Source organism: Nitrosospira sp. Is2, assembly GCF_033095785.1.
In the GTDB taxonomy this organism is placed as follows: Bacteria; Pseudomonadota; Gammaproteobacteria; order Burkholderiales; family Nitrosomonadaceae; genus Nitrosospira.
In genome coordinates, this window is record NZ_CP137134.1 from 2,718,326 (window position 1) to 2,732,994 (window position 14,669).

Below are 14,669 nucleotides of genomic sequence, written 5' to 3' on the forward strand. Positions count from 1 at the left end.
ATTGCGCGAGACCTGGGTTCCCGCTTCAGCAAATAGACCCGATGCGTTTCGGCAGGGCGCTGGCGATAAAAAAGTGGTTCCGGCTCAACCGTGTCTATTGCAAAATGCAAGTCAAGAAACTACATTATAATTCTTTCTACAAAGCGTTCTCCATTACAAAGCATGCCTGCGAAGCCCCCAACTTCAGACCCTACAGACTCACCTGGCACTCAACCGACGCAGGAAGAACCGTTCTTGCGGTCTGTTTGTCCCGTTACAAACGCGCTGGATATTTTTGGCGACAAGTGGACGCTGCTGATTATCCGGGACCTGATGCTGGGCAAATGCCGTTACCAGGATTTGATAGCCTCGCCGGAGCGTATTGCCTCAAACATACTTGCCGATCGGTTGAAGAAAATGGAGGGCGTCGGGCTGGTGGTCCGGCGAGCTTACCAACATAGGCCGGTGCGCTACGAATATTTCCTTACGGAGAAGGGCAAGGACCTGGGGCCGGTATTGGAAGTCATCGTTAAATGGGGGAAGAGGCATTATCCTGGCACAATGATTTTTCCCAAATTTGAGCGGGATGAGCCTTGACTCACGGGCGAGCCGGCGTTCCTGTCAGGCAGAACAGGCCCTATTTTCGCTTAATGCCATTTTTGAATTTTTATCTTATATCCGCCGCCAGGATTGCCGGGGCCGGATCAGCCGGCGTTTAGCTTGACGATGATGATTCAAACCACCGATATTCCGGGCCGCGAACGCAAATTTAGTAATACGGACCGATAAAGGTTTCAGCCTGTTAAGCTGAATCCATTCGCTGCTTGTATCTCATATTCCCAGAGCCACCAACATAACGGCCGTCGCGACTACATGAACCTATTCAAACTTTCATTGCGGATGCTTCGCCGCGATTGGCGCGCAGGCGAATTGAGGGTACTGGCTTTTGCGCTCGTCATTGCAGTGGGGGGAATGACCACAGTTGGATTTTTTGCTGACCGCGTGCAGTTGGCCCTTTCTCGTCAGGGTAACCAGTTGCTGGGGGCCGATCTGATCATTTTCTCCGATCATGCGCTTCCCCCGCATTATGCCGCGGAGGCGAAACGTCGCGGGTTGAACATTTCCACCGCGCTCAAGTTTCCCAGCATGGTCGCGAAAGGGGACAATAGTCTCTTGACAGAAATCAAGGCCGTGACTGAGGGTTATCCATTGCGTGGCGATCTTCGCATCAGTGAGCATTTTGGCGATGCCTCGGCCCAGACTGCCCAGGCTGCCCACTCAATTCCCGCGTCCGGCTCGGCATGGGTAGACGAGAAACTAATGGTACGCCTTGAGTTGAAACGGGGCGAGATGATTGAAGTGGGGGCGGCGACCCTAACGGTTGCCGCCCTCATAACCCAGGAGCCCGACTATTCCATCGGCTTTATCAATCTCCGACCAAGGTTGCTGATCAATGCGGCCGATTTGCCGGCGACCGGCCTGGTGCAGCAAGGCAGCCGGATCAGCTACCGTCTGCTGGTTGCGGGGGAATCCGGCGCAGTGGAGCGTTTCCGCAGTTGGGCGCAATCGCGTTTGATGCTTGGTGAACGAATTGAAGGCATACGCGACGCCCGCCCCGAAATCAAAGCCGCATTGGAGCGGGCGGAAAAATTTCTAAGTCTCGCTGCTCTTGCAAGCGTCGTGCTGGCGGCAGCCGCGGCAGCGCTCGCCGTGCGCCGCTTCACCCAACGCCATCTGGATGGCTGTGCCGTAATGCGGTGTCTGGGTGCGAGTCAGTCAGCGATGTTGCGCCTGTACCTTTATCACTTCCTTACATTGGGGCTGATCGCGAGCGGCATTGGTTGCCTGCTCGGCTTCATCGCACAGCAGATGCTGACTTTCTGGCTTTCAGGCTGGGTGGAAGCGGAGTTGCCCTGGCCGAGCATATGGCCAGCCATACATGGCCTGCTGAGCGGGATGGTGTTATTGCTTGGTTTTGCACTGCCACCCTTGCTCAATTTGCGCAGCGTGCCTGCCTTGCGGGTCCTCCGGAGGGATATTGGCTTGCCGAACAGCTATAGCATAACGGGATATGTGCTGGGACTGGCTGCATTATCTGCGCTTTTTCTATGGAAAGCGGGCGATATACGCTTGGGTGCATCGGTCATTGGCGGCTTCACTGCCGCCATAGCAGTATTTGGATTAATCGGGTTCGTATTGGTTAACGCCCTGACGCACATGCGTAGCCGGACAGGGGGTCCGTGGCGCTACGGCCTGGCAAGCATCCGGCGCCGAGCCACTGCCAGCGTAGTACAGGCAGTTGCATTGGGGTTGGGGCTAATGGCGCTGCTCGCGCTGACACTGATTCGGGACGACCTGCTGCAAAATTGGCGCACCAGCCTGCCGCCCGACGCGCCTAACCATTTTCTGGTCAATATTCAGAAAGACCAGCTACAGCCGCTGGCGGAATTTTTTATTCGTCATAAATTGGCGCAACCGCCGATTTTCCCGATGGTGCGGGGTCGCCTGACTGCTATCAACGACAAGCCAATTGCATCCGAGGATTTTGTGGATATACGCGCAAAACGCCTGGTGGAGCGGGAATTCAATTTGTCATGGGCCGACAAAATGCAGAGCGATAACCAGATCGTGAAAGGCCGGTGGTGGAAAGAAGGGGACAGCGGGAAAGCGATACTGTCGATGGAGGAGGATATCGCGAAAACGGTTGGGATCAATATAGGCGATGTGCTCACGTACGATATCGCGGGCAGTACATTCTCCGCCGAAGTCACCAGCTTGCGTAAAGTGAATTGGGACTCGTTTCGCGTCAATTTTTTTGTAGTGACACCACCGGGCGTGCTGGAAAATTACCCGGCGAGCTACATTACCAGCTTCCACCTGCCGCCGGGGTCCCTGGATCTGACAAACCAACTGATCAAAGCCTTTCCGAATCTTCTCGTTATAGACGTGGCGTCTATTATCACCCAGGTCCAGAAGATGATCGAGCAGGTTACCCAGGCCGTGGAATTCGTGTTTCTGTTCACGTTGCTTGCTGGACTGGCGGTACTGTATGCGGCGATCGTGTCTACACAGGATGAGCGCATTCATGAGGCTGCCATTTTCCGTACCCTAGGGGCAAAGCGGGGACAACTTGCGCGCGCCTGGGCAGCCGAATTTGCTATTCTTGGCGGCTTGGCCGGGCTTTTCGCTGCGGCAGGCGCGACTGCCTTGGGCTATGTCGTCGGTGAATATGCGTTGAATCTGACTTACACCTTCAATCCGTGGATATGGCTGACCGGTTTGGCTGGCGGCGTGGTCGGCGTGACGGTGGCGGGGTTGATGGGGACCCGTTCGGCGCTTTCGACGCCACCGCTGCTGACATTGCGGAACATTTGATGAGCGATTTAGGCTCTCCCCGCTTTTCCTGACGAAATGGAATTAAAAGGGCCCCGTCGCATCGCTCATCTCGATATGGATGCGTTTTATGCGTCGGTCGAGTTGCTTCGCTACCCTGAGTTACGCGGACAGCCTGTGGCGATCGGTGGCCGAAGCGATGAAAGCCCGGTGCTTCTGGAGGACGGCACTCGCCGTTTTGTGCGGCTGCGAAATTACGCCGGCCGTGGGGTTGTGACTACTGCAACCTATGAAGCTCGCGTTTTCGGGGTTTCCTCCGGCATGGGCCTGATGAAAGCTGCGCAATTAGCGCCGGATGCAATTTTGCTTCCCGCCGATTTCCGCGCTTATCGTCATTATTCACATCTGTTTAAAGCTGCGGTTGCCAGTATCGCGCCCCACATCGAAGATCATGGCATTGATGAAATCTACATTGATCTGAGCGGTCTGCCCGAAGAGTCGGGGACGGTTGCCCTGCGTATCAAACAGGTGGTGCGGGAAAGCACGGCGCTTTCCTGCTCCATAGGCATTGCGCCCAACAAACTGCTAGCCAAAATCTGCTCGGACTTGAACAAGCCGGATGGCCTCACCATCCTGGACTTTACAGATATTCCTGAACGGATCTGGCCTTTGCCGGTCGCAAAAATTAACGGAATCGGCCCCAAGGCAAACCAGAAGCTGGCGGCCCTGGGCATTACTACGATTGCCGAACTGGCCGAGGCGGACCCCGGTTTTCTTCAGTCAAACTTTGGCCGCAGCTACGGTCGCTGGCTGCATGAGGTCTCGCACGGGATCGATGATCGCTCGGTAGTTACCAATGGGGAGCCCAAGTCGATCAGTCGTGAGACAACATTCGAGCGCGACCTTCACGCGCGGTATGATCGCCACATCCTGTCGGAAGTCTTTACCTCACTTTGCGGCGGGGTGGCGCACGACCTCCAGCGCAAAGGTTATGTCGGCCGAACCATCAGCATCAAGTTACGCTATGACGATTTTCACACCGTGACCAGGGACGTTACATTGCCTTTTCCAACAGCCGATGCTATCGCCATTCGGCGCGCGGCCGAGGACTGCCTCCGACGCGTGCCGCTGAAGCGAAGATTGCGTCTATTGGGCGTGCGCGCCAGCTCGCTATCGTCGGGCAGCGTTGCAGAAAGCGGGCCCCTTCCGCGGCAGGAACAACTTCCGCTGGCGTTGGGGAACCTCTGAACAAGTCCCCCCGAGGATGGGATGTGGTTTTGGGGGCGTCTGCCTTGTCAGGCTCTTGGCGAAGGGATCCACTGTGATGTTGCCGAACTAAGCCTCAGGTGGCGGTTTGTTTTTTCGGAGCCAACGAAAAAAGAAGACATAAATGAACGCGGGGATAAACGGAAGAATCCAGGGAAACATCTGCGAAAGCAAGGCAGCATAGAAACTATTCATGTAGCGCGCGTTGGCCGAAGCGCATGCTTCGGCACCAGGAAGGCGACAGGCCAACTCGATTTCCAGCGATACCTGAGCATGGGCGCGCCAAAGCCAATACGACATTGAGGCCGTAAAAACGATCAGCAGCAGCATAAACGGTGTTATCCAGCGTTCTTGTCGCGATGTGGGTTGCATTTTGCTATGGTCCGCAATTGTGGACACGCGAATCCCAGCTGGGCTCAGGGGAGGAAATCGCGTACTGAAATGATTATTCACCTTGTTCCAGCGCCTCGTCCGGGCGAATGATGTGCCCCGGCTCAAACGTTGTCAAGCGCACCCGTCCAGTTCTCAGGCGTTGCGGAAGCGCGTATATTTCAGGATCAGGATGACCAGCAGTGGCAGTGCAAACCCGATCGCGGTCACTAAAATCAATAACAGTCCCAGTTCGCCGTAATCTGCAGGAACGACGATCTGACCCGTTTCGGGGTCCTTTACCTCGCGAGTCACGACGAAGATCTGGTTCATGTACTTCGTTGCAAGCTGCGAAGCGGACAGGGCGAGGTTGGTGAACGACGCCATCACCGCAAAAAAAGTCGCTTTTAGATTGTCTGGTGCCGAGTTGGCGATCCAGGCAAGCATCGGAATCATCGCAATCTGCCCGAGAGGTGATTCCAGCGCGGTATCGATCACGGCAATAAACCGCGCATCCACGACGCCGCCGGTCAGGGCAGCGGTCCACTCATGCAGTCCGAAATACATGCCAATGGTCGGCAGCGATAGCAGTGTCCCTGCCACGGTTAAAAACCCTACGATGTACGCAATTGAGCGTTCGGCCATAAAGCGGCGGAAAACAAACATTCCGAAAAGCGTCAGAATCGCGCCTATTAGCGATAGGGTGGCAAGGAATTCCTGGTCGAAACCGAGACTATCGATCATCCACCATGTTGAGCCGGCGCCCGGCCCCGGTATGGCGCGGAACACAAATATGAGAACGGCGGTGCCAACAAGCACGTTCCGCGCTTCGGGTTGCAGTTCCCCCGTCAATCGCCACATCAGGAATAATACGATGGCCATGGAAATGGCGAAGATAATTTCCTCTCCACCCGAAATACGGCTGAGGCCGACGCTCAGCGATACTGCAGTAAAGGCCAGTCCGCCGCCCAAGATCCACCAGTTTACCGGTGGCGGTATGGTGTCTGCGCCGAGCATTGCTTCACTTTCTGCACGGCTGTGCCCTTGCGCCATAAACCGCGCCAAGTCCCGGCGCCTTAACCACGCGGCAAACACAACCCCGCACACTGAAACAAGCGGAATGATCAGGGCGAGTTCGTAGACATATAAATAGGCAGCCGCTTTCTCCGACTCGGGCAGTTCCCCCACGCCTCGCAATACGAAAACGTTAACGACGGAAACCAGTATCCCGCCCGTAATGATGGCGACTCGACCCAGGGTCTGCATGGTGACGTGCATGGACTTCCGAGTTTCCGGCGACAGCGGCTGGCCATGCTCATCCACTCGCGGCACTGCTTCCACCGTCATCGCATCGGCCACTACGTCCTGAAGTACGTAGCCAACGGGCGCTAGCATTGCAGCGGCTATGTACCATGCTTCAACTGTCGCAACTGCCCGCATGGCCTCCGGATGCCCGAGAAGGCCGATCATGATCAGCACGCTCAGTGTGATCAGACCCGCGCCCATGTACACGAGCAAGCTTTTCCAGCGCCACAGCAGGTCAACCAGATGACCTAGCGGCATCTTCAGCGCCCACGGCAGCATCATCCAGAACCCAAGTGCCGCCAGAAACTCGGCGGAAAGTCCCAGCCGCTCCTTGACGTAAAATGTCCCTACAATCGCCGTGAGACCGGAGATGCCGGCCGCGGCGTAAACCATCAGCGGGGGCAGGTACGACAACCGCATCTCCCGCCCGAGCGCGAGGATGTTGGCATCGAGCCAGCGGCCGACCGTCGAAACAAGGCCGGTGGTAGGTGTTACGGTTGCCATGAAGTCGGGTTTCGCATTGCCGTGTTACCGATTGGGAGGCGTGTGGGATGAGTTTTTAGCCGCCGCTAGGACTCACCTTTACCTTGCTTCTACAGTGGCGATCCGTCGCTACAATACTGAGCCCGGCTGCGGGTCAGACAAGCTGATCTCTCACGTGATTCCAGTAAGAGGTTGCCACAAACGCGTTCGCGCAGGTTAAGGTCGTGATTGCCATCACCCGATATACAACGCTCCGGGGTACCTTGACATTCACCGCAGGGTTCAACAAATCCTCAGCTGCTGCGACTCGCTTCAAGGTCTCCCCGGCCAATATTATCGGCCAGATGCAGGCCAGCCGCTGGCGGATTTCAGAAACGGGGATGGCCATGGTATAGGTCCAGCCTTCATCCAGGTGTTCCATCGCCAGCGTGATAAGCTTACGCAGAACCGGCCTGAACCGGGGCAGATTAGCTTCGACCAGCAGATCCGCTGGTTTCAACCCTGCTTCCGTGAGCAGCGATTCCGGCACATAACAGCGCCCATTTCGCAGATCCCGGGCGATATCCTTGACGATATTGGTAAGTTGCAACCCTTTGCCGAACCTCACGCCGACGGCCGACATCTCATCGACATTCCACCGCTCCATTCCCGGGCGGTGCGCGCAGACCATCCTGGTCCAGAATTCGCCAACACATCCCGCGACATAGTAAGTGTACCGGTCCAACTCGTCCAGTGTGGAAAAAGCAGCGAGCTGTCCGCTTGATTCGGCGTGAAAGCGGGTCAAATCCATCTCCATGCCCTGCGGCAGCACCGTCATCAACCACTGAATTCGCTGGCGGTCGTCGCTGGGGAATCTTTCATACACTTTGAAACAATCTTCCAGCTGTTGCAGCAGAATGCTTTCCCCCGAATCCTTCTGATGAGGAACGAGAGCTGTTTGAATCTCTCGCACTGCCTGCCAGTCAATCGCGTCCGTTTTAAATTGATCCCGGAACTGATTCAGGTATTTCAGGCGTTGCGCACGGTCGATCAGGTCCGTGTCGGCAATGGTATCGGCTGCGCGCGCGAACAGATAGGACAAACCCATCTGATCACGCACGCCATCCGGCAGCACGTTGAGCGTGAGATAAAACGAACGGGAAACCTGCTTCAGAATCCCGTGCAGGAGTTCATGTGAGGCGGCGTACGTGCTCAAGGATAGGAATTCCGAACTGCTAACGTGCCGAACAATACAGGTTGCCGAAGCTGAAGGTCAAGAGCTGTCCATAGCTGGTAAGCGTCATCGCGGTATGGGGAGTAGCGAAAGAGGCTGCTGGCATGGCGTCCTTTTGACGAGGCGCCGTCACAACGGGCAATGCGCTCTGATTGCCCACGCCTCGATTGGCGCATTGGAATATGTCCTATTCTAACGGCTTACGATCGGGAAATATAGTTTCGGGGGTGAAACGGGAAAAGACGGGGCAAGCCGAGACTCTGCTTGAGGCGGGTGGATGGTCCCCCCACCAGAATTGGGGGGAAACATGAATATTACTGCTGGAGCCGCTTGCGTCGCGCCCGTTCGTGTCGAGCCGCCAGACAGCTATCTCTGAGAATCACAATGGCATCGCTGGCGCCGCGATTTTTTGCCGGCGCCGGACCCATGCGGAAACCAAGGCCATGCCCGCCAGCATCATGGCCCAGCCCTCCGCCTCCGGTATGGCGGAGATCATTCCTATCTTGCCGCCATCAAAGCTCACCAGATAGAGGTTGCCAAATCCATCCTCGCCAAAGGAAGTAATGGATCCGGAAATACCGGTCGGAGAGATGAGTTCGGCAGTGCGGTCGGTAAGTTCAGTAATGCCACCGCCTTCAGTGAAGCGGAAAGAAGTGACTTTGTCGGTTGCAAGGTCCGCAAAAAAATAGGTTCCCGCCAGTCCGTCAATCGTCTCGCCACGGTATACGTAACCGCCAATAACGCCCGCACTGCCTTCGTTGTTATATTCGAAGATAGGTGGCGTATGATTCGGCACCGGAGGGTCATCCGGGAAATTTACTAGAGTACCCTCGAACTTGCGCCAGCCATAGTTGGCTCCGGCTGCGCCGATATTGATCTCCTCGCGCTGATTCTGACCAACATCGGCGATATAGAAAGTACCGGTTTCCCGATCGAAGCTGTCGCGAAATGGGTTGCGTAAACCCGAGGCATAAATTTCAGGGTTGCCGGTCGTGATGTTGCCGCTTGGGATGCCATAGCCGTATTGGGTCGGGTCGGCAGGAAAACGATCAGCCGACACATCGACCCGTAAAATTTTGCCGAGATTCTCATTGAGATTTTGCGCCCGATTCTGAGGATCATTGGCAGACCCGCCATCCCCAGTCGCGATATAGAGGTTCGTAGCTTCTCCCGGGCGAAAACCGATCCATCCAGCCTTGTGATTGGCGAATTCAGGCTGCGCGACGGTCAGGATTGTCTGGGCCGTAGCCGTATCGGCGACGTTGGGTAGTGACGCGCTTGCCTGATAAGTCGCTACCACAGTATCAAGTGTGGTCTTATCTATGTAATCTACATAGAAGCGCCGATTGGTCTCAAAGCCGGGATCAAACGTCATGCCCACAAGGCCGCGCTCGCCAGTAGTGTCGACCTTGGCCGACAAATCAAGGAACGGAGTCGGCAGCACAGCTCCGTTTTGCAAGACTTTGACCAGGCCGCCCTGCTCCACGATGAATAGCCGCGAATCTCCGTTGGGCGCGGTCGCAAACAAGGGCCGATTAAATCCGCTGGCAACGACTTCAGTTTTAAGAGGGGGAATTGCTGCGGATACGAGGTTGGTAAAACCCGCGGCGAACAAGGTAAAAATTATTTTTTTCATGATTGTTCCTTGATTCGAATTTATGAGTACCTGCCTGTTACCTGAGGGTAGCGGCTGTGTCCATAGCGTTGGCGACTGCGGTCGCGTGCCCGCAATCTTCTCACGCTATCTTGGGCCATTTGTTATGGCGGAAGATATGGGGGAATACAGCTCAGGCGCGTCCATCTTCATTTTATTACAAAACCCGATCGGGTTCTGTGCGGTGGCGAACTTAAAGCGAATGGTTCGGTCGCTCCATGTAGAGCCGGTTTTCCCCGGTAAATCGCCCATGAAAAAGGAGTTAGTGGGGGCGCCTGTGAAGGGCGGCATAACGGGTTTACGCGCTCTCTAGGTGAATTACGCACTCCGTTGGCAGGATAGAGCAGGCAGCAGAATTGACGTCATCCGTAAATCACTGCAGAGCGGCTGTGTAACCCGGGTCATCGCGCCTTTGCGGTCGGGCGGAGGTATAGCGTTTGCTCGGGGGGCCCTGGGAGAAATGGAGTCTGTTCGCCATTAACCCAGCTGGCGTGCCCACTGCCGTAATAGGGGGAGAGAGGATGTCCACTCTGGCCGCCCGGCATTGCAAAATAGCCCTGCTCTTCACGGCCCGGCGACACCGCGAAACGGTTGGAAGCGCCGAAGTCGGGTGATTGCACCCGTGGCATCTTGCTGTCCCCAGGCAATTCGACTCGTGGCATATCGAGCCAGTTAGCGATCGGCTCGGGCAGGGCGCGGCTGATGGGGTGGCGGATGTTTGCCGTATTGTGTTCTCCCCAAGGGCGTGCAGCGATGCCGCCAGGTTGCTGTTGCATCCGCTTCGCTACATTTTTGGCGCAGGCGCGCAGCAAGGCTTCCCAATCAACATATGGTGACGGTAACAGATGCTGGGGTCGGTGCTCGATCAACATCCATACGGGATGTTCGGCCTGATTCAAGATCGGCATAGCAAAGGTCTGATGTTTTTGCCGGACCGCTGCTTCAAAGCCCTCGAGCGCGCGGTGGATCGCCTCCTGACGGAAGGCGCGCACAAGGCGGTATGAAACAGAAGCCGTAGAGGCGTGTCCATCCCAGTCTCGCAGCGCTTGCTGCATCTCGCTGCGCCAAGGCGCTGCTTCAGCGCGGCTCAGGGTCTGGTCCAGAAGTTCTCGCCACCGGTTCAGGAATAGCGCGCGGTCGTCGAGCTGAAGTTCCAGCATAGCAGCCGGGGTGAAGTGCTCACGTTCATACAAACCGTCGCGTATTTGTTTCGCACGCGCGCCAAGATCATATCCGCCATCGCCAAGTCGTTCGAGCATAAGCCCTTCGACAGAGCGGGCATTGGCGCTCCACAGGCGCCGTGTTGAGGGGGCCAGAATGAGTGGATATTGCGCTGGAGTAAGCCAGCCCTGCCATCCTGTGTCCGGATGGCTCCAGTCCGCGGGAATTGTTGGATCGTATCCGCCCGCTCGCGCCGGGATGCGTCCCGCGATGGTCCACGCAATCTTCCCCTGCTTGTCCCCAACGATGAAATTCTGCGCCGGGATGCCCGCGTTGTGTGCAATTGAGACCGCTTCGTCGACAGTTTCGGCCTGCTCCAGATCGGTAAGCGCCATATTCACGGAACCCGGCCGATGGGCGGTCCATGCCTGTGCAAGTGGCGTCCCGTCGTGGTCGGTCGATAGAATGGGACCCCACTCGGTCTCGTAAATATCGAGCGTTTCATCCTGTGCTCCACGCACATGCAAAACTTCGTGGTGAACGGTAATAGCTTTCCATCCAGTTGCGCTTCTGTAGCGCAAGGCGTCGGTTGGATGGCGTGCGACACGAACCCAATCTATAAAATCACCGTAAGTATTGGTAAAGCTCCAGGCAATCTTGCGATTGGAGCCGACGGTGATTGCCGGCGTACCGGGAAGGCTGACACCGATGATGTCGTTCATGAGTCCGGGGTCGCGGGAATTGGGATAAATCAAGCGCGTGCGGAACCATATATTAGGTACACGCAACTTCAGATGCATATCGTTTGCGATGAGCGCAGCACCGCCGGCGAGTGGTCCGGCCACCGCAAAACTATTGCTGCCCGGCAGCTGATCAACGGACTCATCAAGAGGTGGTCCGTTTTTCGGGGATATGAGGGCAGGGTCGAGCTTGCGAAGATCGAGTTCGTCAGGAGACGGGGGTTCGGGCCACTCAAGCGCCGCCCCGATCAGCGGCGCATCCCATGAGCCACCGCTTGCTGTCAGGAAACGGTAGGCGCTTTCAGGCAGTGCCGCGCGCATGGCAGAGAAGGCAATTTCGCGCGAGTCATTGACATCATTCAAGGTAAAGTACATGGACTTCACGACCAGTATACTGTCTTCGCTGCGCCATTCGACCGGACGTGTGCGCGTCAGGAGATACGGAAAGGGACGGATGGCAAGTGCGCCCAGACCTTGATTTACCCCGTCACGATAGATGTCCAGCAGCTGTCGCTGTTCGTCCGGCAACGCGTCCAATATCGCCGCGGCGCGTGAGCGCATGCGATGTCTTCGCGCCTCCCGGTCCGACGGCAGCGCTGCTGGTCCAAATGTCTCGGCCAATTCGCCGGCTGCCCGGCGCCGCATCAGATCCATCTCGAAAAAGCGCTCCTGGGCGTGGACGTAGCCCAATCCCCAGATCATTCCGAACCGATCCTGCGCGCGTATCGTTACAGTGCCAAGGCTGTCGCGTTCCACAGTTACAGGTTCAGTCAGGGCGCTGACATTCACAGTGCCGCTGTATTCCGGCAGGCTGCCGTGCAGTAACAACCAGATGGAGCCGGTCGCCAACAGCGCCAGCATGAATACCGCGAGTACTAGCCTGTATCCGGTGCGAAGCGCAGTAGTCATAGCGGATAAAAGAGATCGAGCCCACGCAATGCCGCTGGATTATTGCGGACGGATGGTGGCCGAGTCTGTCGGTCTTTGCACCGGCAGGATTTAACGGAGGAGGTGTCTGGAATTTTGCAGCTTTTGCCGGATGAATTCGATACGTTTACGGTTTACGCCGAGATCAGAGCTTCCCAGCCGCGACGCCGATCGTACCTGAATGACCCCCGCAGCCGGATCGAACCAGAACTCCGCGTCGTCCACGTATTTCATTAGACGGGTGGTGAATTGTGCGTACAGGTAGCCGGGTTCCTTCTTGACTATTTTTGCGCCATCCATCGCCTCCACAATGTTGGCGATCCGGTCCAGTGCAGCCTCCTCGGGTTCGCCATTAGCTGGCAGGGGTGCGATATCCGCGTAGCTGCGCTGTGGGTGATCAGGGTAGAGCGAAGCCTGGCTGGAAACACTGTTAGGCGTTTTCGAGGGCGGTTTGAGCCTCCCTTCATGCAAACCGAGATCGGTAGGCGGAGTGCCTTTTAGCAGCCCAAGTTGACCGGCGAGTAAGCCCGCAATAACAACGAGGGCGACGATGATGATCGCCCACTTGACCATCACCATGCTGGAGAAAGCTGCCCAACGATGTGACAGGAAATAAAACCGACTCGCACCTTTGCCGAAGTGGTGATCATGCTGATTATTCCGTCAATCGTTAAAGGAGGCATGCAGACTGGATTCAATCGTCCCGGCCGCCGCGTCAGCTCATCATTGGCAACCGTTATTCATACTGAGCTACTTGGTCTTGCTATTTGCCAATATGAATTCTGCTAGACGTTGTGCGGGTTCACCCTTAATGTTTGGAAAGGCGGGCATTCCCATGCTGCCTTTATGAACTTTCCCGATGATCGCATCCTTATTCGCCATTGCTGTGTTTAAAGTCATGACGTTGCCAGCCGCTTCCGGTTTGTGGCATTTCGTGCAGTTTGCATAAAATATGTCTTCTCCGCTAGCGCTCTCGGCCGGCGTATAGTTATCTGTCTTCGAGCAGCCAATTAAACCCGCAGATGCAACAGCGATTAACAATAAGGTGATTTGCTTCATTTTATGCTCTGCTCCGATTTTTTTTACAATATAAACCAAGTTTCCAGGGCAGCATTATATCGCCCCAAGGACGGTTGAGGTACTTGTATATGATGGGACAATCAGTTGAGGAACTCTCGACTCGAAGGCGGATCAGTCTGCTTGCTTAACTCTTTGCCGGCAGGTATCCAAAAAGCCGAAGTGCAAGCAGAACCGTGACGGGAAGATAGATAAATACGCCAGTTGTTCCCAAGAGAAGTTCTCCGATCCAGAAGGTTACGGCGAGATTGAAGATCAATACGCCGTAATAAAGCCCGCACCCGAGAAGCACCGGCAAAGTTACGTGTGGAGACGCTGCTCCGGCTTGGCCAAGTCTGCGATCCAGTGGAAGGTATGCTCGGAGCGAAAGCAGGCCAACGACAGCCCAGCCGATGTAGTTTGCTATCGGAACCCCGAAGTGCGTACCGGGTTCCGGGTAGTAATAGATGCGGCCTAGAAACCATCGTTCTCCCTGAAGAGCGATTGGATCAATGATAATGTCGATGAATGTAAAAAAAAGTATTGTAAGCACCATCACCGGCCACCCGGTTCTCGTAGTGAGCGGGAACTCCAGCCTGATTATCGGAACGCTCCATCGGGATTTCTGAGTACTCGTGGAAGGCAGGATAAAAGCCAGCGACATGCAATAACTGGCATAGAGAAGGAAAGGAAACGAGAGCGAATCCATGAAGGGCACATCAGCGATATACAATTCCTGCCCGGCTGTCAAACCCGTATAGTGATACCAGCCGAAGGGGATACCAGTGCGGGTGGAGGAGAACTCACACAAAAATGCCACGACGTAGGTGATTCCCCAGAAGCAGATCGTCCGCCGCCAGCCAATCAGCCGACTGGCCGCGAATAGAAACGCAGCAAGGAAAATGAAAACATAGGGGCGAAGAACTATTGTGTTAAGTATAAGGCTGAGATATTCCATCTAATGTTCCGTCAATTCCGTGGATGGGAAATTCTGAATCACCAATAAACTTGCAGTGCACGGCAGATCGCTTGTGTTGTACGTATTTTGGACGCGCTGCTCTTCATGCATCGGGTTGAAAAACGTTCCTAAATTGCCGTAAATCATGGACGAGAGGCACTTTTCCAGCACGCGCATTAAGCCATAAAAGCAGCCAATTCAGAAAGCTGTTAAATGCTCTTCTTG

At 55.7% G+C, this 14,669-nt stretch carries 11 protein-coding genes; 3 read left to right on the forward strand and 8 right to left on the reverse strand.

All coding sequences use genetic code 11. The features are described from left to right. The first annotated feature begins 234 nt into the window (after nt 1-234). The 3 genes from R5L00_RS11910 to dinB all read left to right on the forward strand — a co-directional run bounded on the left by R5L00_RS11910 (nt 235) and on the right by dinB (nt 4,560). On the forward strand, nt 235-576 hold the full coding sequence (locus R5L00_RS11910) for a winged helix-turn-helix transcriptional regulator (protein WP_258192688.1): 342 nt from the start codon (nt 235-237) through the stop codon (nt 574-576). Between the two features lie 276 nt (nt 577-852). Further along, nucleotides 853-3,354, forward strand: coding sequence for an ABC transporter permease (locus tag R5L00_RS11915; RefSeq protein ID WP_107694276.1), 2,502 nt, complete (start codon nt 853-855; stop codon nt 3,352-3,354). 36 nt (nt 3,355-3,390) lie between these two features. Next, nucleotides 3,391-4,560, forward strand: a complete 1,170-nt coding sequence (gene dinB, locus R5L00_RS11920; protein WP_317651911.1) for a DNA polymerase IV — start codon at nt 3,391-3,393, stop codon at nt 4,558-4,560. An 87-nt stretch (nt 4,561-4,647) separates the two neighbouring features. On the opposite strand, the gene R5L00_RS11925 is transcribed toward dinB, so the two are convergent. From R5L00_RS11925 to R5L00_RS11960, 8 genes are all read right to left on the reverse strand, one after another. Next, complete coding sequence (locus tag R5L00_RS11925; RefSeq protein WP_317651913.1) at nt 4,648-4,908, reverse strand: hypothetical protein; 261 nt, start codon at nt 4,906-4,908, stop codon at nt 4,648-4,650. A 195-nt stretch (nt 4,909-5,103) separates the two neighbouring features. Continuing rightward, nucleotides 5,104-6,756: a hypothetical protein gene (locus R5L00_RS11930; protein ID WP_317651915.1), complete on the reverse strand. Its 1,653-nt coding sequence runs from the start codon at nt 6,754-6,756 to the stop codon at nt 5,104-5,106. 133 nt (nt 6,757-6,889) lie between these two features. Beyond that, nucleotides 6,890-7,930, reverse strand: coding sequence for a phytoene/squalene synthase family protein (locus tag R5L00_RS11935; protein ID WP_317651917.1), 1,041 nt, complete (start codon nt 7,928-7,930; stop codon nt 6,890-6,892). Nucleotides 7,931-8,327: 397 nt separating this feature from the next. Next, nucleotides 8,328-9,584 (reverse strand): PQQ-dependent sugar dehydrogenase, encoded by a 1,257-nt coding sequence (locus R5L00_RS11940; protein ID WP_317651919.1) that lies wholly within the window; start codon nt 9,582-9,584, stop codon nt 8,328-8,330. Between the two features lie 419 nt (nt 9,585-10,003). Continuing rightward, a complete protein-coding gene (locus R5L00_RS11945; RefSeq protein WP_317651921.1) occupies nt 10,004-12,412 on the reverse strand; it encodes a penicillin acylase family protein in 2,409 nt (802 codons plus the stop codon). Between the two features lie 90 nt (nt 12,413-12,502). After that, nucleotides 12,503-13,009, reverse strand: coding sequence for a DUF1499 domain-containing protein (locus R5L00_RS11950; RefSeq protein WP_317651923.1), 507 nt, complete (start codon nt 13,007-13,009; stop codon nt 12,503-12,505). Nucleotides 13,010-13,180: 171 nt separating this feature from the next. Beyond that, nucleotides 13,181-13,489 carry a c-type cytochrome gene (locus R5L00_RS11955; protein ID WP_107694368.1) on the reverse strand — a complete coding sequence of 103 codons (309 nt, stop codon included), beginning with the start codon at nt 13,487-13,489 and terminating at the stop codon, nt 13,181-13,183. A 145-nt stretch (nt 13,490-13,634) separates the two neighbouring features. After that, a complete protein-coding gene (locus R5L00_RS11960) occupies nt 13,635-14,444 on the reverse strand; it encodes a carotenoid biosynthesis protein (protein ID WP_317651924.1) in 810 nt (269 codons plus the stop codon). Between the last annotated feature and the right edge of the window lie 225 nt (nt 14,445-14,669).